Source organism: Roseiconus lacunae (assembly GCF_008312935.1).
Taxonomy (GTDB): domain Bacteria; phylum Planctomycetota; class Planctomycetia; order Pirellulales; family Pirellulaceae; genus Stieleria; species Stieleria lacunae.
In genome coordinates this window covers 33,943-56,646 of sequence record NZ_VSZO01000001.1, presented here as the reverse complement: position 1 = coordinate 56,646, position 22,704 = coordinate 33,943, and the positions used below count along the sequence as shown (strand labels likewise).

The following is a 22,704-nucleotide window of genomic DNA, read 5'->3' as shown; positions in this document are numbered from 1 at the left end:
ACAGGCGTCACTGAAGCATCCCCCGAAGACTCGAGAGAAACAACAAGATGTCGTTAATTGCTGGTTACATGAAAGACAAAGGCACCGGGATTGGTGGTGGCTATGAAATCCGAACGGTGCCGTTTCTGAAGATGATTGGACTTACCCCTTCGAACGGAAAATTCATCATTCAGGGAACCCAGAAGCAGATCAAGGGGTGGCTGGGTGAGCACGGAAATCTGGTCGTTAAAACTGACGAGCACTTCGATACGTTCCATGTCACCGTGGGCAAATTGAGCTCGTCGAATGCCGCCAAGATCTACTTGGAAGAGTTCTTCAAAGGTTTCGTCCCCAATGGAGGCGCGATCGCCCGCGTCGCCAGCTTTTTCCGAAAGGATAACTGGGCATTGATTCTTCGGATTGGCGCGATCAACGCGCGGATTCCGCACAAGACCTTCCCTACCAACACACGCGTTTCGGAAGTTGTTTCCGCCGGTCGAGGCTTAAAATTGGCCAGCGATGTCGACGCCGTCGGAGTCGTCGGTGACGCCCTCGATGCCGCATCGTTGCTTGGCTAAATCGACGAGGAAACCAATCCCGATGAGGTGTTTTAGGGTTGTTTTTTCGGCAACGGCGATACTTCACCATAACTTGGCTTGTGGCCGAAAGCCGCTGTATGCTACCTGAACCGTTGGTGTGTCAGACACAGCGTCTTGGAAAGAGTCTCCCGTGTCGACCTGACGTCCAGTTCACGGTAATAGAATGCCCCATCGATCCGCTCGCCATTTACGAATCGCGACCGCGAAAGGTCTCGCGTTAGCGAATGGGCTACTGATCGCGGTAACGCTGGTGTCCGGCTGCGCGATGCCGACGGGGATCTTGAAATCGAGGTGGGCGATGGACGACGCCGACTACGCCGCTAAGTACTGCGACGGCGCCGAACGCTGGGACATCCCGGGAAAACTTAAGCAAGCGTTGGATGCTCGATTCCTTGACGGAGCAACCGGGATGTTTGCCTCCGGAGGCTACACCTACCGCCCCGACTCGGACCATAGTTTGATGTCGCTCGATGTAGGGGGGGAAGCCTACATGACGAGCTACTTGACCGGGCGTGCTTCGTTGATGGGAATGGTCAACGAAGACGATTGGTTTACCGGTGCCGATGTCGGGCTACGTGTGCAAACCCCCAGTCGACTCGCTCCCTTTGTCGGAACTGGCGTCTACGCGGGAGCGGCACGAGAAACCGTCGATGCTTCCGATGATGGTATCGACAACGACGATGACGGCTGGGTCGACGAAAACCGAGAAAAGAAAAAACGCTTTTCGGGGGCGTTCGCGGCGGTTTATCCCGAAGTCGGCGCCCACTTTTGGTGGACCCCTCGCATTCGCCTAACGAGCTACGGGCGATACATGATCGCGACAGAAGGCCGCGAGGCCGACGATTGGATGCTAGGCGTCGGACTCGCGGTATTTTCAAAAAACTAAATCGATGTTCGGGCAATTCTCGAATCAAGCCCGATCTTTAAGTTGATTTCGAAACCCTTGCGACTTTCGCCCGACAGCAATGAATTCGCGAGGTCATCGCCGACGATTTCGCGTTTGGCGGGAACCCACTGCACGAAATGCGACCTACGCCTCTGCGGCGGCTTCTTCTGTTTCAGCCTCGATCACGTTCTCAGCGAACGAGGCGTACGCTTGACCAATCTGCACGGCCATCGAATCCGGGAACGCGTGAAATTGCCCGTTCTGAAGTGCCTCGACGATCGCGTCAGCAACAAGGCTTGGCGGTTCTGCCATCTCATGCAACCCGGCGTCGGTTGCCATGTCAGTATCGATCGGCCCTGGGTGAACGCTAACGACGTCAACGCCTTCCGGTTTGAGCTGAGCGCGGAGACCTTGGGTGATCGAATAAGACGCTGCCTTCGATGCCGAGTACGTGGCAAAGTCGGGAAAGTTGGTTAGCGATGCCACCGAATTGAGCTGAACGAGCGCCGCACCTGCGTGACCAGTCCCGGCCGCGGCGTTGCGTTTAAGTACGGGGGCGAACGCTTGCGCGACACGAATCAGTCCGTAGACATTCACATTCATTTCAAACTGAAATGATTCGATCGCATCATCGGAAAGCGCACTTGCGGCCTTCAAGACCCCTGCGTTGTTGACCACCAGCGTCACGTCGGACGCCGAACCCGCAGCCGCTGCGATGGTTTCCGGGCGGGTCAAATCGATCTCCAGGGCAACCACTTTGTCGCCATGAGCCTGGCGTAGTGGCTCGACCGAAGAAACATCGCGGACGGCGGCATATACCTTGGCAGCCCCATTTGCGAGCAATGCTTCTAGAATTGCCTTGCCAATTCCGCGATTTGCACCCGTGACCAATGCGACTGAATCTTTGATTTGAAATGTCATTTCCTTGTTCCTTCGGCGAGTGATTACGTTTCTACAGGCAGGGTGTGCTTACCTGTTTTGCTTACCTGCTGTGGAGTACCGCACCGGTGCATCAACCTTTCAATACGAGAAAAGTTTTTCGCGATCAGCGCGTCTGAGAGCATGATTCGTCGATTGCGGCTCGTTAGCCGACGGGCATCAGTCCTGATACGGAAGATTTAGCCGTAGTCAATTGCAAGCGGCGTCGACGGCAAGCGGCTCAACCACTCAGACAAACGCCCTCAGTGCGAATCAAAATATCTATCGGTATGCAAATCCTAATTCAGGATGCAAATCGTGAGCCGAAGCGACCGATGGCGTCCGTCCGCAAGCCGGCACGCAGGGGTCTGCCGTCGGTTTCTAAGTAGATCCCGAAGCTGATACCAAATCCTCAGTCGCTGCCAAGGTCCACCGGTAATTACACCATCGATGGCGAAAAGGGTGAAGCTACGTCGCTTGATACCCCTGCAAAAACATGGACACCGTTTGCTTGATGAAGGTCGCTTGCTTGACATCCAGCGATGTTTTTTCGACGCCGCACAAGGCTGGCCAGAACCCGTATCCCATCAACATCCCGACCAACTGATCTGCGGCGACTTCGGGGCGGGGCACCTTCAAACGCTTGTCGCGGTGTGCGGCCCGTAGCCAATCGGCCAACATGGTATTTATCTGCTCGGTGTGTTCAGAAATGATCCGACTGTACTGGGGGACGATCATCAATCGTGAAAGCACCACACGAGCGAGATCCCTGTACCCCTCGTCCGTCAGGACACTCAAGATCTCTTCTGAAATCGATTTCAACTGCCGGGCGAGCGGCAATTCCGAGTCATAACGAAATTCCATTAGCTGATCCGCCCGTGACATCATCTCGTGGACCATCGCCTCGAACATTTGGTCCTTGCTGCCAAAGTGGTTGTAGACCGTGCGCTTCGATGCGCCGGCGGCTTCGGCAATGCGGTCCATGCTGGTGCTGTCGTAACCGGACGCACGAAACTCAGAGACCGCCGCAGCCAAGATGTCTGCTCGCTTGCGTTCGGAGTACTTCATCACCATCCAACCCGGCGGCTCGCCGCCATGTGTGACACGAATGCCCATCTGCCCAGGGCGAATCAAACGAAAAGGGCGATGCAATTGCCCATAACCAATAATTTACACTCAGGGGTTTACCTGCGCAATACCGAAAACTACACTCGGCAGTGTAACTTTTAGCTTGGCGGATGCCGTGCGTGCGAAAGCCCCTTGTCGTCAAGGCTGGAATCATAGCGGTCTGTTCGCATCCTGCGACGAAGAGAAATCGTAGATCACCTTTCCCACGAAAGAGTTGCGTTGGGTCGATAAAGCCAAACCGGCAAGGCACCAGAAGGTGTGTTGTCATCATTCCAGTCGTGCGCTTCATTCGTCTCTCAGCGACCTTTCCGAGCAACTTCTCATGACAAATTCGCTCGCGTTCATGAATCAAACCGGATTGCGATGGGCCTTTGTGGGCATCTTAGCGTTCTGTGGTTGCTCCAAAAGCGAACCGGATCTTCCGCCCAAATCGCCGCGTCCGGTGACAGCGATGGAAGTCACGAAGTTTGTCCCCGAAAACTCGTTCACCGTTTCTGGATCCGTTACTTCTTGGAAAACCGAGCAGATCGGATTCGAAGTCAGGGGACGAGTCATGTGGGTGCTCGAACCGGGAAGGAACATCGAAGGCCGAACGGTTGACGTCGATGGGACGATTATCCAGGAAGGCACCCCGTTGGCCGCCCTCGATCCTGAGCAATACGAGGTGGCCGTTGATTCTGCCCAAGCTTCGCTGGAAGCAGCTCAGTTGGATTCGCAAGTCATCGCCGAGCGAATTAGCGAATCCATCCCAGCGGATATTCGATCGGCCGAAGCGGATCTAAAACTTGCCAAGAACGAATTTGATCGTATCGCGCAGCTACGCAAGTCCAACGCTGCGTCGATCTCTGAATACGAAGATGCGGCGAACCGGATCGCGACAGAGGAAGCTCGGCTCGATCGACTCAAGGCATCGAGTAGCCAAGCGAAAGTCGAATTGAAAGCCGCCGAGGCTCGTGTCAAAGCAGCCAAGCAGACGCTACGTAACGCACAGCGAGACTTGGAAAACACCGTGCTCTATGGATCCTATCCCGGTCAGATCTCCGAAGTAGATGTGGTTCCCGGTAGCGTTGTTTCGGCGGGGGCTCCGGTGCTGACTTTGCAGATGATCAACCCCATTAAAGTGGAGATCGAGGTGTCAGCCGAGCAGTCGCGTTCACTGGAACGGCGACGGCAACTGAGTGTTTCATTTGTGATGCCCGACGGTGAACCGGCGGAACGAAACGCGATGGTCTACAACGTTTCCCCGAGTGCCGATCCTTCGACACGAACCTTCAGCGTGTCGCTATTGATTATGAATGAGCAATACCGTTCTCCCTTGTCCCAAATCCCCGGTGGCGAGGCCTACGCACGAACCGAAGACATTTGGCCGATGAAGCTTAACAAGATCATCGGCGCCCCCGAAAACATCTTGCTTGTCGAAGAAAACTCGATCGACCACGACGACAGCGGTGACTACGTTTGGGTTGCGACCAACGCCCGATTCGGTGAGCGGCTTCAAGAGGTCACCAAGGTTCGTAGGCACTACATCACCGTGCTAGATGCAAAGATTCCATTTCTCGGCAACTGGGTCTTTCGGCCGGTGATTTTCAACACGGTCGACTCGACTGATTCGCCCACCGTGAATCAGGAGTCATTAATCATTGGCGAATTGGAATTCCCCGCGGGCGATCGCAATCGATGGGATGGTGAGTCCGTGGTGGTCGACGGCGGTCCACACTGGATGCTACGTCCCGGTGACTTGGCAAACGCAAGCTTGTCCGATGGTAAGCCGAAACTGGGGTACTACATCCCGGTCGAAGCGATCTATCAAGAATCCGGTCGAACGTATGTGTTTGTTGTCGAGGATGGCCGGGCAAAGAAGACCGAGGTTCGAACCGAGCTTCCCGATAATCTTGACACCGGTTCGTTGGTACTGATCGAATCGACCGACCAAGGCGATTTTCCAGACGGAACCCAGATCGTAGTCGGCGGTGTCCATTTCTTGATGGATGGGGAACGCGTCAACGTGATCACGAGCGAACTGCCAGAGGAAACTCGTTCCATCGAAGTCGCCGCAACTGATCTTGCAGCGGGTGGAACGGCGAAGAATGACGAATCGGAGGTACCGCAATGAACCTCCCTCAGCTTGCCGTTCGTTACCGTCCGATTGTCTTCTCCGCCACACTATTGCTGATGGCTTGGGGCGTGATGACGTATTTCACGATTCCCAGACGCGAAGATCCCGAGTTTACGATCCGAGTGTGCGTGATTTCGACTTCATGGCCCGGTGCGCCGGCGGAAAAGGTCGAGGAACTGATCACCGACAAGCTCGAGCAGCAGGTCATCAGCATTGAAGAAGTTGACCACATTCGATCGACCACCCTGACCGGCCAATCGACGGTCTTTGTGGAACTCGATGATCGGGTACCTCCAGATGAAATCCAGTCCGTTTGGGACAAAGTTCGCACTCGTGTCGAATCCGTCCGAATGCCCGAAGATTCGATCAAACCGATCGTCAATGACGAATTCGGTGACACCGCGATCCTGGTCCTCGCCGTTCACCAGACCCCCGTTCACGGTCGCGACTCCGTACGCCCGGAAGACCAATACACTCTTCGCGAATTAGAAGAATTCGCCGAAGACATTCAAGACGACTTACGATTGCTTCCTGGGATCGCCAAAGTCGAGATGTTCGGCGTGCGCGACGAAGCCATCTTTATCGAAACCGATTTAGCCAATTGGGCGCAGCTGAACCTGACCACTCAGCAGCTCGAACAGCTTGCCACCGATCGCAACATCATTCAGCCCGGTGGTGAAATTGATACGCCAGCGGGCCACTTCTCCGTAAAACCGGCAGGTGAGTTCAACGCGATTAATGAGATCAATCAAATCGCCAGCGTCGTCAAGACGGACGAAGGTGGAAACAGCGTTTACCTAACTGACTTGGGGCTATCTGTCCGCCGCGCCTACGAAGATCCGGCAAAGTATTATTGTCGTTATGGGGATCCCGACCGGAGCACATCAGCGGTGACGCTGGGGGTGACCATGAAGTCGGGTTCCAACATCATCGATATCTGTGATTCCGTCAAACGGCGTCTCCAGGAACTGACCGATGTCGAAAAACGGCTCCCACCAGACATTGCGGTGACGCCGGTTAGTGATCAGTCGGAAAACGTCTCCGCCAAGATCAGCGAAGTCGTGCTCAACGTCATCGAAGCGGTTCTGATTGTTGTCGTCGTTGTCTTCCTTGTCGTCGGGATGCGGACCTCGTTTGTGATGGCTGCGAATATTCCGATCGTCGTGTTGATGTCGATCGGCTTCATTTCGATCTTCGGCGTCCAGCTCGAACAGATTTCTTTGGCCGCACTCATCATTTCACTGGGGCTACTGGTGGACAACGCGGTCCAGGTTTGCGACCAAGCTCGCACCAATCAAATCGCCGGGATGGCTCCGTTCCCGGCAGCCATCGAAGGAGCCAACACGCTTGCGATTCCCATGATGGTCGGAACGTTGACGACGATGGCGGCATTTGTTCCGATGCTGATCGCGCTCGAAGGCGGCGGTAAAGAATACGTCTACAGCCTACCCGTAACGGTCTCAACGACGCTGGCACTCAGTTGGCTGTTGGCGATGTCGCTGTGTGTAATCTTGGCGGGACTATTCATTCGGCCGCCCGAAAACGATCGACCGGCGTCTCCGGTCGTCAGACTGTTTTGGACATTTAGCGAGCGCATACCGCGTCTCGGTCGACGTCAGCGATGGGGGAAGGGATCGAGTGATGGCGGCGGTGAACGCAATCTGCTGTTCCGTGTTTACGAGCGTACGGGGATGGTCGCCCTGCGATTGAAATGGGGCACACTGGCAGCCACGCTCGGTCTATTCGGCTTCGTCATGTCGCTGCCGGTCAGCTCCGAATTCTTTCCCGATGCGAACCGGGATCAATTTGCGGTCAAAGTCCATTTGCCCGAAACGGCGACCATCGAACAAACCAATGAAGTCGCCAAACAGGTCGAAGAAATTATTCGCCGGCTTAGCCCGGTCGGTGCAGACGAACCGGTCTACGGCGGACATCATGAAAAACTTCGCGCGATGCGTACGCTTGTCGGTGGCGGTGGTTCACGTTGGCATCTGGCTTGGTCGCCCGAACCTCCGGCACGCAACTTTGCCGAAATCTTGGTCCGGACGACCGACGGCCGTTACACGGCGGAGTATGCACACCGGTTGCGGATGATTTGCGAACAAGGCGATCCAGAACGTCAGATCAATCCGGTCGTAGGTGCGAGAATCGTGCCGGTGAAACTCGCCCTCGGACCTCCCGCCGACCCGTTGGTCTTTCGTGTCATCGGAAGTGGCTTTGCCGATCCGGCGTTGCTGCGGCAAGCGGCCGACCGTTTGAAACGGATCGTCAATCAGCAGCCTGAAACTTGGAATGTGCACGACTCTTGGGGCGTCGATGGATATCAAGTGCTGGTCAACATCCAAAAAGATCGTGCTACCTTGTCCGGAGTCACAAACGCCCAAGTCGCCAAAACGCTGAACTCCTACTACTCCGGTTTACAGTTAACGACATTTCGCGAAGGCGATCACCAAGTCCCGATCTATTTCAAACTACGCCCCGACGCAACACGATCGATCAGTGAACTGCAAGAGTCCTTTGTCGAAGGCGACAACGGAAAAATCCCCTTGTCGTCACTGGCGGGCTTTCGCTTTTCGTGGGAGCCGGCTCGAATCGAACGTCGTGACATGAACCGCGTGATCAAAGTCTCGGCGCAAATGGCTCCGGGCGTGACCGGAAACGATGTGGTCAATCGCGTGTTGAGCCTTGAAGCTTTTCGGCGACTGGAGGCATCATTGCCGGTCGGTTTTAAGATTGAAACCGGGGGATCCTATGAAGAGAGTCAGGAGGCTGGCGGCCAAATGATGACGTCCTTTGCGATTTCGTTTCTACTGATCGTGATGTGCCTGATCGTTCAGTACAACGGATGGTCCAAGCCGTTGATGATCTTAGCGACCTTACCGCTCGCCCTGGCCGGTGCTTGGTTAGGCTTGTTCCTGTCCGGAAACTCTCTTGGTTTCATGCCCCAACTCGGAATTTTGGCCCTGTTTGGCATTGTACTTAACACGGCGATCATCTTTATCGAGTTTGCCGATATCCTGATTGCCGAAAGGGTGAAAAGTTCGGATGGAACCGGCGTGATCGCAGGCATCGACCGCGAGACGTTTCGCCGAAGCCTGCTGGATGCGGGGAAGCAGCGGATGCTGCCGATCTTTTTGACGACGGCGACGACAGTCGGAGGTTTAATTCCGTTGGCACTCAGTGGTGGACCGCTTTGGGCGGGACTCGCTTGGTGCATGATCGCGGGGCTGTTATTGACCACGCTGCTGACGCTCTATTTGGTTCCCGTCTTGTACGCCATCATCGTCGAGACCTTTGGTATCACTCCGGTGCCAGAATCAGTGATCGTCACCGCTGGTGACACCTAGCGGAATCGCGTCAGAGTCTTGTGCGGTGGACGTGTGTCCGAGAAAAAAGCTGGGATGAGGCGGCTTATTGTACGAGACGTTCTGCCAAACGAGGCTTAGTCGATACTGATGGTCTTGCAATAAAGTCGGCAGACGCTCTTCGGTCGGAATGGTTGTCGAGTAAAGGCGCAACGCATCACCCTCCGGTGAGACGAGGAAAAACTCTTCACGCCAATCCCCTAGCAGATCCCCGATCAAGTTCGGGCCACGAGGCGCTCCGCGTCCTTCTGGCGAATACAGCGACACCTCTCGCTCCCGCTCCCAGTCCCACTTGGTGATTCGTCCTCGCCGGCTGATCAACTCTCGCAAACGATCGCCGTCCCACCAGATCGCAAACTCCGAATTCCTCGGGGCTCGTCCGATCGATTGTCCCGATTGATCTCGCAGTCCTCCCGGACCTCCCCATGCTTCACAGCCTGAGTAGCGAGGATCGATATCGGCAACCAATCCCGATCCGACATCGCGACCGGGACTGTGACTCCAGAGGATCTCACCAGTTCGAGCATCTCGCATCGCCGCGCCCGGTGTTTGAAAACGTTCACTGCGTTCTTCGTTTTCTTGAACCGTAAACACTTCCAAGCCAGGGCGTTGCGGGTACCAGTCGCTGACATGCATCGCATCACCATGGCGTAGGCCTGTCGAATAAAGTCCGCTTCCGTCGTCGTCGACAACCATGGCTTGGTAAACGATTTCGTCACGACCATCCTGGTCAACATCTGCGACGGCCAGTGAATGACCGCCCATGCCCGAGTAAGGCGAGGCATCTCGATAGGGTGGCGCATTGATTCCCGAATCGAATACCCATCGCTGCGAAAGTCCTCCCGATTGCCAATCCCATGCCGCCATCACCGTGCGACCATAGACGCCGCGGCACATCACCAAGCTTGGATGCACGCCATCGAGATAGGCGACACAGGCCAAAAATCGATCGCAGCGATTTCCATAGTCGTCATTGCCCGCATTACCACCGATGCCTCCCCAGCCATCGATCGGCTCACGCCCGGGGACGTAGTCGACTGTTGCGACTGCTTTACCAGTCTTCCCATCGAACACCGTCAAAAATTCTGGCCCTCGAAGCACACGACCATACGAACGCGAGCGTCGGTCAAGATCACGATGGTCCTGTTCCGGATCTCCAATCGCGTCGCCGTTGCCATCGACGGTTCCGTCAGCTGTTTTACAAGCCACTTCGGCACAACCGTCTCCGTCCAGGTCGTAAACAAGGAACTGAGTGTAATGCTCACCTTCACGGATGTTGCGTCCCAAGTCGATCCGCCACAGGTGCTCACCATCAAGCTCAAATGCATCCAGAATCGGCGTACCGGTCAGACCGCTGTGTGAGTTGTCCCTGGGGGTGTTGATCTGATGCAGCACCAACTCGTACTGACCGTCGCCATCGAGGTCGCCGATCGACAAATCGCCGGCACGATATCCCTCGGCCAGACGTAGCGGAATCTCTAAGTATCCGTCCATCCATACCGATGCCGTGTCCGTCCCATCGGTCGGTGCGGCTTCACCGGCCGTCCGCACCGCATAGACGGTTCGGCTGCTGACCTCAGCGGAAGAGTCGACATAGTTCGTCCCGGCCGCGAGCGATTCGTCGCTGAGCTTCCGGAACGGGCCGTCACCCTCGCGACGATAGAGATCGAACGCGACATCCTCAGTATCGGTGCTCAATAGTCGCCAACTGACAAACGCACCGCCGGGCTGTCTGATCGCCACCAACCCGCGATCGATCCGTTCCATTGGGCGACCGGAGAAGAGATCCGCACCCCGCACCTGCGTTCCGCTTGCTTTAATCTGGGCACGCAGTGGCAACGGGAAAAACGCGACAACCATTGTCGCAATCGGAAGCAACGAGTGTTTTGCAAACATCAAAGTTTTTTCAAAGCGGCCAGGGCCGAAAAAGGGGAGGCAACGGGACGAAACTTGTCACGCAATAGACGTCGTGATTGCGCAACATGCCGCCCCCTTCACGTTACTTGAAGTTTATGCCCCGGGAAGGTGTAAGGCGGGGCGGGGCCGAAAGTACTCTCCCGGAGAACAAGGACTACCGAACACTCCCCAAACAGACTCGCTTCATGAATCGCAACACATTGACTTCTAGTGGCCTGCTTTTGCTCCGCGTCACCTTTGGATTGCTAATGCTCAACCACGGCTGGCAAAAACTCAGTGGATTTAGCGAAATGGCAGAAACCTTTCCTGATCCCTTGGGGATGGGGAACCAACTCAGCCTGATCGCGGCGATCGGCGCCGAATTGGGGTGTTCGCTACTCTTGATCGCGGGACTGGGAACACGCCTCGCCTCATTGCCGCTGGCGTTTACGATGGTGATTGCTCTGTTTGTCATCCATGGCGATGATCCCTGGCAAAAGAAAGAACTCGCGGCGTGCTACTTGGCGGTTTACGCGGTCATCCTGTTGACCGGACCGGGAAACTTTTCGATCGATGCGATCATCAAACGACGCTCGGATCGGCCGACGATCTCGCCCAAGCTGACGGAAGAAGCATGAGCGAGAGTTCGATCGATTAGCGGTACACTATTCGGCGTCTTCATCCCCCGTGTCTTCGTTGTCTTCGGCCGCGGTCACCGCAGCTAAGTCGGCTTCGTACTGGGCGAAGTCGTCGGCCGAAGCACCGTCGGTCGCGAGTGAGTTGCCTTCGCTATCGTCGCAACCGCAAAGTGTCCCGACGAGCAAGAATACGGAAAGGAAATGGAATGTGATTTTCATAGGTTTCATTGGAAAGCGTAGCGGATGATGGTGAATTAGGGGCCGCCGCGATTGTGACCGCGAGCGGCGAAAGCGGTGAACTATGATGGACGCGTCATTGATTGAGTTGCTCGTCAATCACTTCGTTGCTTGCTCGTGTGCCAAGCGCGCCCCAGAGCCCATAGGGACTTGGCGACCCTGGCATCGCTTCTCCGGTACCGTTCAGCCACACCATCGGAGCCCGTGCATCGCCCGCTTCGACCGAGTCCGTCATAAAGACGACCGCACCGTCCCCCATTAAAACGTGCGCCCCTCCCTGGTGACGACTCGATGGTGGTGCGACCAACGTCGTGCCCAACGCGTTGTAACGACCGCAGGCTTCGCGATTCGGCGGCAAGATCGTCGTGACGCCCGACATCAACGGATAGACACTCGCCCATCGGTGGCCGCGGGCAAAGTTACGGCGATTCTTTTGCTGAAATTCCGGTAGCCAAAAACGAGGGCGTTCAGGGTTGATGTATCCGTTGTCGGTACAAATCGAAGGATTGTCTCGCAAGGCAGCCAGCCCGAACGGTCCCGAGTTACCGCCGTTGGTGGCGACACCATTGCCACGAATGTCACCGTCTTGAAGTGCCGTAATAATCTCGCCCATTGCGATGGTGTTCGATAGACCGTCCAGCGTGTCGCGAAATTTTGAATCCTGAAACGGCTTGAAGAAACCACGGTGGGCAGCTCGCGCATGACGGGCGCGACCGTTGGTGATCGCGGTGCGGTCGTTGTTGTAAGGGGCGACGTGTAAGAGCCATATCGAATCACCCAGGCAGGCCGCATAGTTGGTTCGCCCCAAGGCAGGCAAGCCGATCCCGGGATCACTGGGACAGCGAAAGGTGGGGATCTCATTGACCCACGGAATGTATTGAATCTGATCCGGTGTCGGCCCCATCGGCGGCCAGGGTGGATCCTGCGTACCGCCGTCAGTCCGTGTCAAACTGGGATTGGCGATGTGATCCCACAACGCCTGCTGTTCGATAAACGGCACCATCGACACGAGCGCATTGAGGCGGAACCGATTGCCCATGGTCGACGTGCGGTACCAAGCGTCTGGCGGATTGGGCTGTGTCCCTGTGCCGTGCCGCGGTGCTTCCTTGTACGTCGAATGATAGTTGTGCATCGCCAAGCCGATCTGCTTGAAGTTGTTGCTACAACTCATTCGCCGCGCCGCTTCACGGGCTGCTTGGACTGCTGGGAGCAGCAATCCGACCAAAATTCCAATGATCGCGATCACCACCAGAAGCTCGACCAACGTAAAGCCACCCGTCCGTTTCGAACATTTCATTGCAATCTCCACCCCACAAATGAGTTCGGAATCGCATCAAGGCCACCAACGATCAAACATCAGCAAAGTTACCTCAACGGAACCGAAGGCACCGATCGAGCGTCACTAAGGGACGTCAGGGCAACCTGACACACCCTCGAGGCTATCACTGCCCCACCCGGCGAACAACCAAATTTCATGGCTCACACTAAGGAAACCGCACTGCAACTTGCCTCGCTTGCCTAAACAAGAACGTTGGTTCACCGAGGTTGCACCCGACCGGTGCTCATTGGTCCAGTGCTCGCACGAAAAGCGAATCCCAACGGCGGCTTGTAGCCCAATCGATCGCCGTCCACTCTCAGGTGTTCGATGGATGAAGGGCTAATGCGCCGTCCAGCCTCCGTCGACGGTGAGCATGCTTCCGGTCACGTAGCTTGACGCCGAGCTGGCGAGAAAGATCGCTGCGCCCTGGATCTCATTCAGTTCGCCCCATCGCTGAAGCGCAGTCGCACCGACGATGAACTGCTTCGCTTCTTCCGTTTCAGCGATCGGAAGATTCATCGGTGTGAGAAATGGTCCCGGGCAGATCGCATTGACCGTGATGTGATCGGCGGCGAGTTCGATCGCAAGGGCTCGGGTCAAGTTAACGACCGCGCCTTTGCTTGCCGCGTAAGGTGTCCGATTCGCCAAACCGACGAGGCCCAACGTGCTCGCCAAATTGATAATCCGCCCGCATCGCTGACGTTTCATGATCGGCGTCACGTGTTTGGCGCACAGCCACAACGCATCGACGTTGACTTGCTGAACTTTCCGAAAGTCATCGAGTGAAAGTTGATCGATCGGACCGCGGATATTGATCCCCGCATTGTTGATCAACGTATCGATACGACCAAATTCGGCATCGGCAAATTCGACCATCCGTGTTACGTCAGATTCGGAAGTCACGTCCGCAGCAATCCCGATCGACTTAACCGGGTATTCGTCGCTGATCTTAGCCGCCGCTGCCTGTGCTTCATCTTCATGTCGACTGACCAACAGAACGTTCGATCCGGCCGAGGCCAGACCGGCGGCAATCGCTTCACCAAGCCCCTTCGAACCGCCAGTGACGATGGCGACATTGTCGGTCAACTCAAATTGCGAAAGTCCTGGCCAGCGTGTCATCGCGTGTCCTTGCGGGTAGGGTTTTGAAGAGGCAATTTCAACTTCAGGTCGTGGGTTTTCGCGGCACTAAATTTTGTCGCCTTCGCGGCGTCCTCCGCCATCGTCACTCGGACGGCTGACGACGTTGTTCAAAAAGCTCTCGCCGCTGATCAGCTTACCGTTCAAAATGTCTTTTTCAGTGACCTTTGACAGAAAAATCGTATGCTGCCCGATCACACCACGGCCCTGATCGTAGACGATGTAGATCGCGTCGTCGTTCCCCAGCGTTGCAGACGGGTAGCTGATTTGCCCGTCGTCGCATAACAACAGCTTGTGCGGAAAAGTCTTGCCGTCGTCATCACTCAGATAAGCGGTCATCCGAGTCCGTACCGTTCGGTTCGTTTTCAGTTCGCGTTCGCGGCCGTTCTCGTCCGTATAAAGATAGACGCGCTTGCCGCCATCGTGCCTTAACTGGACATCGTTGGCGACCAACAAGACTCTCCCCGAAGGTAGCGTTTTAAGGATGCATTTGGTGTTGACCGAAAACTGCATCGGGTAGTAACCGCCCAGTTTCCAGGTCCGTCCACCGTCGAACGACTCTGCAAACTTCTGTCCGTTTTTGGCGCGGTAAAACGTAAACAAGCTCCCGTCTTTCCGAATGATTGGCATCTGTTCGGCAAATCCGGCATCGTTGTCGACGGGCAACTGCGAGACAAACATTGGCTCTCCGTCGGCGTCTTCTTTCAAAAACCGAATTCGCACTTGGTCAGGCTTTCCTACCAATTTGAAATCGTCCATCGATCGCATGATCGTCCCATCGGGAAAGATCAAAGGCTTCATGACGGACATGTTTTTATTGCCTAACAGCCGCGGCTCTGACCAAGCGGTATGCTCGTCTTCGGGATCAAGCATCGTGAACTCCCAAGCCGACGTTGCGAAGTCGTCTTTCCCCTTGAAGTCGATATTGCGAAGGGCGACGAAGCGGACGTTGCCTTTGGCGTCTTTCCATAACAACGGATCAGAAGCTCCGCCTCCGAGAAGATCACTCGGATCGAAAATGAAAACCTCTTTCCAAGTTTTACCACCGTCGGCTGACGTCGAGATGACCGAGAATTGATCTTGATGGAAGGGCGCACGTTCGGCTTGGATGTTTGAGCCGAACCAAGTCGCCCAAAGTCGACCGCCGTCGGAGACCTCGACCTGAGGGCAGCCCTGAAAGAGTCGCAGGTTGATACGGTGCTTGTGATAAGGCTTCTGCCCCTTGAAGTTAACCTTCGTCAATGAAGGCGGTGTCTTGCCTGTGATGCCATATGGAAATACCTGAGAGACGGCACTCGATGCGGGCATCGAGGTATCCCCCAAAACGGACTCCACCGTAACAGTCTGGGCGTCGACCTTCGGGGCAATGCAAATCAAACAACTGGCTCCGAAGACAAGCGAGAGCAAACAAGTGCCCGCGGGTCGGCTTAGGCCGGGTTGACTCTCAACGGATTGACTCAGTCTGGTCAGTTTCAATCGGCGTAGCGTCATGGAAGGACAGTCTCGGGGAGGGAGGGCTGGAGGGGGTGGTCAGTGCTAGATTCCTTGAAAGGATTGCGTTCGACCGGTTGGCCTATGGTAACAACTCCCACCCCATGGTGCGGATGACGTGCGATTCCTACCGGCCGCATTGTCCATCGACCACGAAGAAAAGAGGGGATGGAAAAAAATCATCACATGGTAAATTACTCAACGACCTGCGGACTCTGAGGCCCGCGGTTTGCGGCATCCCGTTCCGGAGACATCGTACGCCGAAGGCGTGGCAACTCTTGGAGCTTGTAATTGCCGTATGGTTCCTTTGATGAAGCAAACGGGAGATCCGTATGAATCTTCAAACGACCAGTTGCCCGTGATCACCAGCGCGTCAGGTTGACGTCTTGATCGCTTCAGAATCCACGTTCCCCATCAAAGCTAGGAAATTCCATGCGTCGTATTTTTGCATTGTTGTTCTTGATCGTTCCCGCGTTGCTCATCGGTTGTGGTTCCGGTGAATCAGAAGCAGTTGTCGACAGCGGCGATGCCGACGCGATTGCTGAATATGAACAAATGATCGCAGATGAGGAAAAGGCCGCATCGAAGGCGATGGAAGGCGCTCAGTGATTGCCCCAAAGAAGCGGTTTAGTCACCACTTCTTGGTCGTCCGCGATACTGCGCCGCCATCCCATTGAGTCACCACCCCATTACGTGGCGACCGTGGCGTAGCGATTTTTTGAATCAGCATTCTGATGAATCCAACAACCGCGTTGATTCGGCCTCGGACCAATGCTGACCCTGCAGCCGACAAATGAAAACAGCCCCTGAGAATTATCTCAGGGGCTGTTTTCGTTGAAAGATAGTCGCTAAATCGGGCCAGGTTTAACTGAACCTGATTTCGCAAAGACGCAACTTAGAGTGCTTCATCGATCACTTCTTTAGCGGCGCGGCTTCCCAAAGCCCCCCACAAGCCGAACGGGCTTTGCGATCCGGGAACGTTCTTGTTCGCGGCGGTGCCGTTGATAAATACAACCGGGTTGTTCTGGTTCCCAGCTTCGATGGAATCGGTGATGAAAGTCACCGCACCGTCACCCATCAAGACGTGAATACCGCCTTGGTGCCGGCTCGAGCCGCCTGCGATCGAAGGACCATTTGAATCGTGAGGAATACAAACGGGCTTGTTCGGCGGGTGGATGGTGAAAGCCATCGACTGCATCAATTGATCGTCGGCCCAGCGGAGTCCGCGACCTTTGGAGGCACCTTCCATGCTACCGCCCGTCCAGAACAGGGGACGCTCCGGGTCGACCATTGTGGGATCTTCGCGACACAGATTTGGATTGTCACGAATTTGTGTTTGAGCCGACTGACCGCTGGGGTGAATCTTCCCAATCGTTCGGGTATCAAAATCTCCGAGGTCGGTCGCAATTTCCATCATCGCCACGGTGTTGGAGAGACCGTCCAGGATGTCACGGAATTTCATCGCCTTGTGACGAACGAAGAATCCACGGTTGGCGGCACGAGATTCTTGGGCGTAGCCGGCATTGGTCGGCCCGACATCGGGATCTAAGTCACCGTGCTGTGCGCGCCAGAACGAATCCCCCATGCAGGAGGCGTAGTTCGACCGCCCGAGGCCAGGCAACCCAGTTCCAGGGTCACTGGGACAGCGCAGTGTCGGAAGCTCTGTCGCCCATGGAATGTACTGGATATTTTGGGGGGTTGGACCCATCGGCGGCCAAGGTGCCGTCGGCGTTCCGATCGCGGCACCGGTGTTGCCATCGGTTCGCTCCGCGTTCGGGTTGGTGATCGAATCCCACAACCCTTGCTGTTCGATGAAGGGTGTCATCGCGACAAGTGAGCTCAACCGCCAGTGATTGTTGGTGTTATAGCTGGTCCACCAATTTTGGGCGTTGTCAGTCTTGTCATCAGTCCCCGCGCCATGCATAGGGATCTGCTTGTAGGCGGAGTGATAGTTGTGAATTGCCAAACCAATTTGCTTGAAATTATTGCTGCAGCTCATCCGGCGTGCCGCTTCCCGAGCCGCCTGAACGGCCGGCAAAAGCAGCCCCACAAGGATGCCGATAATGGCAATCACGACGAGTAGTTCCACCAAGGTGAAACCTCTCTCAGTACTTCTTCGCATTCAATTCATCTCCTGGAAAAAAATGTCCTCATCAAACCTCGAACCTGCTTGGTCGAGAATGAGGTGGGTAAGCACGCATTAACGTCGCCACACTAAACCCTTATCTGAATTTAGTGTAGTGCCAAATTTCCTTCATTACTTATAAACCGTAGGTATTCTGCAACCAACGATCTCCACCTGGGTGCCTTCGATTACCCAGGCGTGACAGTCATGAAGAGTGACTGATGAAGTTTTGATCGTTCTTTAATGTAAGTCGCACTTTGGCTCTTGCCACATCGAACGCACCCAACGGGCAATCGTGCCGATTGAGCGTCTTTCCAAATACCGCGCGACGCACGCGTTGGCGGCGGACCAGTGCTATGACGACCGGTCAATTCAGGGGGATTTGGCCAGCATGGTCGGTCGAAAGTAGGTTGATGCTGGTTCCCTGATCGGCTCTGAATGACGTCATGAACATGGGACGAACCGTCAAACCTATGGGAAAGTATTTTGACGTCTTTCTAATGCCGAATCTAAGTCGAAACCCCCATAAGAGGCGTAGCTAAGCAATAGCACGTTTGGTCCCAAATTGGGGACTCGCCGGTTTTATCAAGAACATAATCTTATGAGGTAGCGTCCCCCCTCATCTAGAAGCCTTAAGAGTTCGCTTGCATGCAGCAATGGTCACAATTGCGCAGGGATCGGGGTTCGCATAGTAGAAGATCGGTGCGCCTTAAGGAAAGCGACCGACTATTTATTAACACTTCTAGAGCTAGACCAAAGCTGCCGCATGTGAGGTTGCGATGCATCCGAAACGGTGTTCCCCCAACACTGCATGCCGGGCGTCCCCCCGCACCGACTGGCGCCGCAGCAACAGAGCTTATTCGTTGCCGAGCAATTGCTTCAAACGCCGATACTCGTTCCGCGCCGCGGCAACATTCTTGCGAACGGCTTCCGCTTGATCGGCGCTACGGCGATTCCAATAGTCGAGCAGCCCGGCACCGGACCGGATCAGACGCTCGGATTTGGAGATTTCGAATTCAATTTCTTCGAGGACGTTCAATTGCTTTTCCAGCAGAGCCCCGGCTTTATCTCGGTCCCAGTGGCGGTAGCCTTCTCGGGTGAGGTAGATCGGTGTCGTATGTGCTTCTGCGCCGTCATGGGAAACGGCGTGGGCTGCGATCCAGCAGCCGCGCCCTACTTCGATTTCCACGTCTAGATTCAGCGAGTCTGCATTGGGTTCGTTTGCTACGGCCTCACGCTCCACTTCGCCAAGTTTGATCAAACGAAGTCTTGCCGGCGCGGCTGCCCCTTCATCACCCCAGGCTTTGGCGGTGACCTGCAGTCGTCGGTTTCGGTCAGAGCAAATTTCATCGCCGGGCAATGCGTCCTCGCCATTGGGCAACGCCGCTTGGACTCGAAAGTCTAGCATCGGCCCGTTGGTAACAAAGGTCCGTCCGCGTTTGATGGCCGCGAACCAGGCATCTGGAGAACATTCCTCGGTGTCACCGGTGTAGGCATAGGTTCGGACGGCACCAATCGTTCCACCATACGGGGTGTCCGCTCCTGCGGTTGCCGTCATCTTGAAACCGAGGTTCAGAAAGTCGTAGTACAGTTCAGTCCCAAGTTGAGCCTGCATGATGCTGTTGAAATCGACGATTCCAAACGGCGTGAACAAGGCCATTTGCCGATGCACAAAACAAGCGTTGGCGCCGACGTGAGTGTGACCATACAAACCGCCTTGCTGATGGATCTGTTCGGCAATCCACTCATTAGACAGGTAGCGGTCAAGGTCACGAACTTTCGAACTTAGGTTTAATCCGATCGCATGACCGAGAATTGATCGTGGATCTTCCTGACCGGGGACCAACCAGTGATTCTGGTCTCGAACTCGAAAGTCTTTTCCGAACCCACGTTGAGGATAGTAGGTGCGCATCACGTCGCCCATTTCCAACACGTTTGCGACATTGATGTCGACAGCCCGCGTGTAGTCCATCAACTTGCGAGCGTCTTCACTATTGATTAATTGCGCGTGGACATGGTCATCGCCGGAGTACCACCCTCGGCGATTCATATCGGTCCAGCGTTTCGGTTGAAGCGTTGTTCGCGTCCACTCGTGGGGGACGACGGCCACGGTCTTTTTGATCGGCGTAAATTCCAGGCCACGCAACACCTTGATGTCCCATCGTCCGGCCGGCAGCGTCATCTCGATCGGCGGCCTGACGACCCAATACCTGCCCCTTCGCTTTCCCGGCAGATAGAACATGTAGCCTCGCCCAGATGAACTGAGGTGTGGAACGATGTCATTGAAAACCGTTGTCAGATCAACTGCCTCAGCCGGTTCCCATAGCCTTCCGCCCTCCTCTGTCGCAAGACTCATCAGTACCGGTATCGATTGGCCGTTTTGATCGACCACATCGATCGCCAGGTGACCCTTGGGCGCCGCACGCAACGTCAGGGCAAACGTTTGTAAATCATCCCCCGTTGCTTTGTCGACGAAACGCAAGTGGGAAATGGTCTGATCGTCGGGCAAACGACGAAGATCGATGAGGGCATAGGTTACGCCCGTGTCAGCGATGTCGATAGCGAAATGTGATTGCGGACGTTCACTGGCCAGATCCCAAGTCGCGACCGTGAGGTGATCAGGCGAGACTGTGTTCCCTCGGCTACTTTCTCCGCGTCGCACCCGAAGCAACAACATGTCATCTTGTCCGTCGACCATGATCCTCGCATCGGGAGAGCGACGGGGAAGTCCGTTCCGAAAGTCCAACTCGATTACGTCGGGCGACGTCAGCTGGTTCAAGACTTCGAACAAAGCTTGCTCGGTGCGCCAGCGATAGTAGTCAACTAACCGAGCCTTTGAAATCGTTGTTTTTTGCTGATCGCTTCCCAAATAACCTGCATCGACACGACTCATCATTTCAAGATGGTGTCGGACGTGGTCGAGTTGATGCAGTTGTGACGCATTGAGTCGATGACGAAAGTGCGTGACAATCTTGCGAGCGACTGGTATGGATTGTCCCACAGCGGGTTGAACGCGTTGCAATTGATCCTCTGTCGGCCATGCAACTGGCGTTTGGTGAGCAATCGCGATATGCGGTGTCATCGCCGTCGCGAGCAATCCGGTAGCCAGACAAACGACATCTCGAAGACTAAAACGGGCGGTGATCACGGCGTGGCCTCGTCGGTCGTATCGTTTTCAAGCGTACCGAAGTGTTGGAGTTCCCTGTAGTGCTCGATCGCCTGACGATACTCATCAATCGAAGACTCATCGATCAAACCTTCTAGGTCGGCAATCTCGTTTTCAAGTTGACTGATGAAGTAGCCGAGGGCTTCTTTCCGCGGGCGGATGTGACTTCCGGGGACATCGACGAAGACCGGATTGGTGTGTGCGAATCGCACTCGGTCGGTCGGGTGTTCTTCGAAGCAACGCACCGCCGCCCAATAGGAATGCTCTTTGGCCAATTCAAGATCTATTTCGCTCACATAGGCTCCGCTGTCACTGCGGCGGTTGTCCGGGTGGATCGCCCGTTCGACGTTGCCGTTGACGATGACCTCGATAAGTTTCAGTGGGCGTCGGCTTATCGCAGACCCTTGAATCCGAACGCTGGCGTCTGTTGGGTTAGTTGGCTGGAAGTGTTCGCCGGCATCTCGATCGTTGAAGCGTAGATCCAACATCGGACCGGTCGTGACAAAACTTTGGCCGGCATTGAGTCCGTTGACCCAATCTTGATGACTGAATCCATTGGGCAATCGGACATACACCCTCCCGAAGCCGAGTTGGACAGGGTGAACTCCCGAGGCAGTCCCGGCGGTCACCCGCATGCGAAACCCGCAATTGATAAGTTCGTAATAGGTTTGCATTCCGAAATCGATCCATCCCCATTCGGTCAAGCCTCGCTCGTCACGCTGGACCCGCATGTAGGGTGGTACGGCGTCGATCGTCCATTGATGAAACCCGAACTCGGTTTGCCAAACATGGTTATTGGAAAGCTCGAAAAAGTCGATGCCCATCGTCGGAACGATCATCAATGACCACGGCCACGAATGTTTGTCCAGGTCCAATAGCGCGCCTTGCGACCTGGCTTGCTCGGCGATTGGGACAAGCGGCGGCGCAGATAAATCCAGCCCTGAAGTCTGGTTGAGAATTAGAACGGCGCCGAGTGTCCGCGGGCGACCGTTCACGGCAAATATTTCGTATTCGGTATTTCGCGGTACGATCACATGTGTCGCATCGACCTCGATCGTCCCGGAGGCGTTCTGTCGGTTGAGTGGCCCAAGCTCAAACGGAGAAGGCTGGTCGGCCGTATCGCGAACCCAAGACGTGATCGGGAAAGCCACGTTCAAGTCCTCGGCCAGCATAACGTTAGGCAATTCATCGATGTCACGATGAACGTGAGTGTCACCGCTATACCAACCTCGGTCGGCCATATCGATCCAGCGACGGAGCGTGATTGTCTGACACAGCGGTTCGTCGCTTACCTGAAATTCGACGTGTGCAGGATGGTATTCTTTGCCACGTTCCACTCGAAGCTGATAGCTGCCCGGGGGAAGTTCGGCAAAAAAAGACGCTGCCGTTACCGTCGTATGGACTTCGGGGCTGCTTGGTAAATGCGGCATCTGACGCCGGTAGGCGATCGCTTGGCCGTCAGCGGAATCGACATGAAACCAATCGCCACGATCATTCCGGAGGTGAACCCGGCAAGCCAGCGGTCGATGGCTCGCCGCATCAACTACGTCGAGTTCCAGACGAACCGTCGGAGCGGCTGGCGCGACGACTTTCGACGCACCGCCCTCCTCCGCGGTAACCGTGATGCCTAGGACCAAAAGCGAAACGAGGAATAACTGTCGATCGAAAGACAAAAAACGCGACACTTCAATACCGCCTCTGATTG

At 55.4% G+C, this 22,704-nt stretch carries 16 protein-coding genes; 6 read left to right on the top strand and 10 right to left on the bottom strand.

Translation table 11 applies throughout. The features are described 5' to 3' along the window. Nucleotides 1-47 precede the first annotated feature (47 nt). Nucleotides 48-557 carry a hypothetical protein gene (locus tag FYC48_RS00175; RefSeq protein ID WP_149494701.1) on the top strand — a complete coding sequence of 170 codons (510 nt, stop codon included), beginning with the start codon at nt 48-50 and terminating at the stop codon, nt 555-557. A gap of 184 nt (nt 558-741) precedes the next feature. Continuing rightward, nucleotides 742-1,464 (top strand): hypothetical protein, encoded by a 723-nt coding sequence (locus FYC48_RS00170; RefSeq protein WP_230627302.1) that lies wholly within the window; start codon nt 742-744, stop codon nt 1,462-1,464. A 144-nt stretch (nt 1,465-1,608) separates the two neighbouring features. Here FYC48_RS00170 and FYC48_RS00165 read toward each other — a convergent pair whose 3' ends face one another. Together FYC48_RS00165 and FYC48_RS00160 are read right to left on the bottom strand one after the other, a co-directional pair. Beyond that, nucleotides 1,609-2,385, bottom strand: a complete 777-nt coding sequence (locus FYC48_RS00165; RefSeq protein ID WP_149494700.1) for an SDR family oxidoreductase — start codon at nt 2,383-2,385, stop codon at nt 1,609-1,611. Nucleotides 2,386-2,850: 465 nt separating this feature from the next. Continuing rightward, nucleotides 2,851-3,534 carry a TetR/AcrR family transcriptional regulator gene (locus FYC48_RS00160; protein WP_149494699.1) on the bottom strand — a complete coding sequence of 228 codons (684 nt, stop codon included), beginning with the start codon at nt 3,532-3,534 and terminating at the stop codon, nt 2,851-2,853. A 298-nt stretch (nt 3,535-3,832) separates the two neighbouring features. Here FYC48_RS00160 and FYC48_RS00155 point away from each other — a divergent pair, with 298 nt between their 5' ends. Together FYC48_RS00155 and FYC48_RS00150 are read left to right on the top strand one after the other, a co-directional pair. Further along, nucleotides 3,833-5,623 (top strand): HlyD family efflux transporter periplasmic adaptor subunit, encoded by a 1,791-nt coding sequence (locus FYC48_RS00155; RefSeq protein ID WP_149494698.1) that lies wholly within the window; start codon nt 3,833-3,835, stop codon nt 5,621-5,623. Continuing rightward, nucleotides 5,620-8,973, top strand: coding sequence for an efflux RND transporter permease subunit (locus FYC48_RS00150; RefSeq protein WP_149494697.1), 3,354 nt, complete (start codon nt 5,620-5,622; stop codon nt 8,971-8,973). The genes FYC48_RS00155 and FYC48_RS00150 overlap by 4 nt, the downstream gene beginning before the upstream one ends. Here the strand turns inward: FYC48_RS00150 and FYC48_RS00145 are convergent. Continuing rightward, entirely contained in the window at nt 8,944-10,887 is a 1,944-nt protein-coding gene (locus FYC48_RS00145; RefSeq protein ID WP_160149242.1) for a rhamnogalacturonan lyase, read from the bottom strand. The two genes, FYC48_RS00150 and FYC48_RS00145, sit on opposite strands and share 30 nt — an antisense overlap. A 206-nt stretch (nt 10,888-11,093) precedes the next feature. On the opposite strand from FYC48_RS00145, the gene FYC48_RS00140 reads away from it, so the two are divergent. After that, on the top strand, nt 11,094-11,525 hold the full coding sequence (locus FYC48_RS00140; protein ID WP_149494696.1) for a DoxX family protein: 432 nt from the start codon (nt 11,094-11,096) through the stop codon (nt 11,523-11,525). A gap of 27 nt (nt 11,526-11,552) precedes the next feature. Here the strand turns inward: FYC48_RS00140 and FYC48_RS00135 are convergent, their stop codons facing one another. The 4 genes from FYC48_RS00135 to FYC48_RS00120 form a co-directional block, all read right to left on the bottom strand. Beyond that, nucleotides 11,553-11,744: a hypothetical protein gene (locus FYC48_RS00135; protein ID WP_149494695.1), complete on the bottom strand. Its 192-nt coding sequence runs from the start codon at nt 11,742-11,744 to the stop codon at nt 11,553-11,555. A gap of 94 nt (nt 11,745-11,838) precedes the next feature. Continuing rightward, nucleotides 11,839-13,059: a DUF1559 domain-containing protein gene (locus FYC48_RS00130; RefSeq protein WP_149494694.1), complete on the bottom strand. Its 1,221-nt coding sequence runs from the start codon at nt 13,057-13,059 to the stop codon at nt 11,839-11,841. Between the two features lie 360 nt (nt 13,060-13,419). After that, nucleotides 13,420-14,199, bottom strand: coding sequence for an SDR family NAD(P)-dependent oxidoreductase (locus FYC48_RS00125; protein WP_149494693.1), 780 nt, complete (start codon nt 14,197-14,199; stop codon nt 13,420-13,422). Nucleotides 14,200-14,265: 66 nt separating this feature from the next. Beyond that, entirely contained in the window at nt 14,266-15,525 is a 1,260-nt protein-coding gene (locus FYC48_RS00120) for a sialidase family protein (protein WP_160149241.1), read from the bottom strand. A 615-nt stretch (nt 15,526-16,140) separates the two neighbouring features. Between FYC48_RS00120 and FYC48_RS28080 the strand changes: the two genes are divergently transcribed. Continuing rightward, nucleotides 16,141-16,317: a hypothetical protein gene (locus FYC48_RS28080; protein WP_200836501.1), complete on the top strand. Its 177-nt coding sequence runs from the start codon at nt 16,141-16,143 to the stop codon at nt 16,315-16,317. Between the two features lie 286 nt (nt 16,318-16,603). Here the strand turns inward: FYC48_RS28080 and FYC48_RS00115 are convergent, their stop codons facing one another. The 3 genes from FYC48_RS00115 to FYC48_RS00105 all read right to left on the bottom strand — a co-directional run bounded on the left by FYC48_RS00115 (nt 16,604) and on the right by FYC48_RS00105 (nt 22,684). Beyond that, complete coding sequence (locus FYC48_RS00115; protein WP_149494691.1) at nt 16,604-17,830, bottom strand: DUF1559 domain-containing protein; 1,227 nt, start codon at nt 17,828-17,830, stop codon at nt 16,604-16,606. An 859-nt stretch (nt 17,831-18,689) separates the two neighbouring features. After that, nucleotides 18,690-20,981 carry a CehA/McbA family metallohydrolase gene (locus FYC48_RS00110; RefSeq protein WP_149494690.1) on the bottom strand — a complete coding sequence of 764 codons (2,292 nt, stop codon included), beginning with the start codon at nt 20,979-20,981 and terminating at the stop codon, nt 18,690-18,692. After that, on the bottom strand, nt 20,978-22,684 hold the full coding sequence (locus tag FYC48_RS00105) for a CehA/McbA family metallohydrolase (RefSeq protein WP_149494689.1): 1,707 nt from the start codon (nt 22,682-22,684) through the stop codon (nt 20,978-20,980). The genes FYC48_RS00110 and FYC48_RS00105 overlap by 4 nt, the downstream gene beginning before the upstream one ends. Nucleotides 22,685-22,704 lie beyond the last annotated feature (20 nt).

Bases quoted from the DNA above. Each gene is read 5' to 3' on its own strand.
- FYC48_RS00150 (WP_149494697.1), top strand. From the start codon at position 5,620: ATGAACCTCCCTCAGCTTGCCGTTCGTTACCGTCCGATTGTCTTCTCC.
- FYC48_RS00135 (WP_149494695.1), bottom strand. From the start codon at position 11,744: ATGAAAATCACATTCCATTTCCTTTCCGTATTCTTGCTCGTCGGGACA.
- FYC48_RS00130 (WP_149494694.1), bottom strand. From the start codon at position 13,059: ATGAAATGTTCGAAACGGACGGGTGGCTTTACGTTGGTCGAGCTTCTG.
- FYC48_RS00155 (WP_149494698.1), top strand. From the start codon at position 3,833: ATGACAAATTCGCTCGCGTTCATGAATCAAACCGGATTGCGATGGGCC.
- FYC48_RS00140 (WP_149494696.1), top strand. From the start codon at position 11,094: ATGAATCGCAACACATTGACTTCTAGTGGCCTGCTTTTGCTCCGCGTC.
- FYC48_RS00145 (WP_160149242.1), bottom strand. From the start codon at position 10,887: ATGTTTGCAAAACACTCGTTGCTTCCGATTGCGACAATGGTTGTCGCG.
- FYC48_RS00125 (WP_149494693.1), bottom strand. From the start codon at position 14,199: ATGACACGCTGGCCAGGACTTTCGCAATTTGAGTTGACCGACAATGTC.
- FYC48_RS28080 (WP_200836501.1), top strand. From the start codon at position 16,141: ATGCGTCGTATTTTTGCATTGTTGTTCTTGATCGTTCCCGCGTTGCTC.
- FYC48_RS00165 (WP_149494700.1), bottom strand. From the start codon at position 2,385: ATGACATTTCAAATCAAAGATTCAGTCGCATTGGTCACGGGTGCAAAT.
- FYC48_RS00115 (WP_149494691.1), bottom strand. From the start codon at position 17,830: ATGCGAAGAAGTACTGAGAGAGGTTTCACCTTGGTGGAACTACTCGTC.
- FYC48_RS00120 (WP_160149241.1), bottom strand. From the start codon at position 15,525: ATGCCCGCATCGAGTGCCGTCTCTCAGGTATTTCCATATGGCATCACA.
- FYC48_RS00170 (WP_230627302.1), top strand. From the start codon at position 742: ATGCCCCATCGATCCGCTCGCCATTTACGAATCGCGACCGCGAAAGGT.
- FYC48_RS00175 (WP_149494701.1), top strand. From the start codon at position 48: ATGTCGTTAATTGCTGGTTACATGAAAGACAAAGGCACCGGGATTGGT.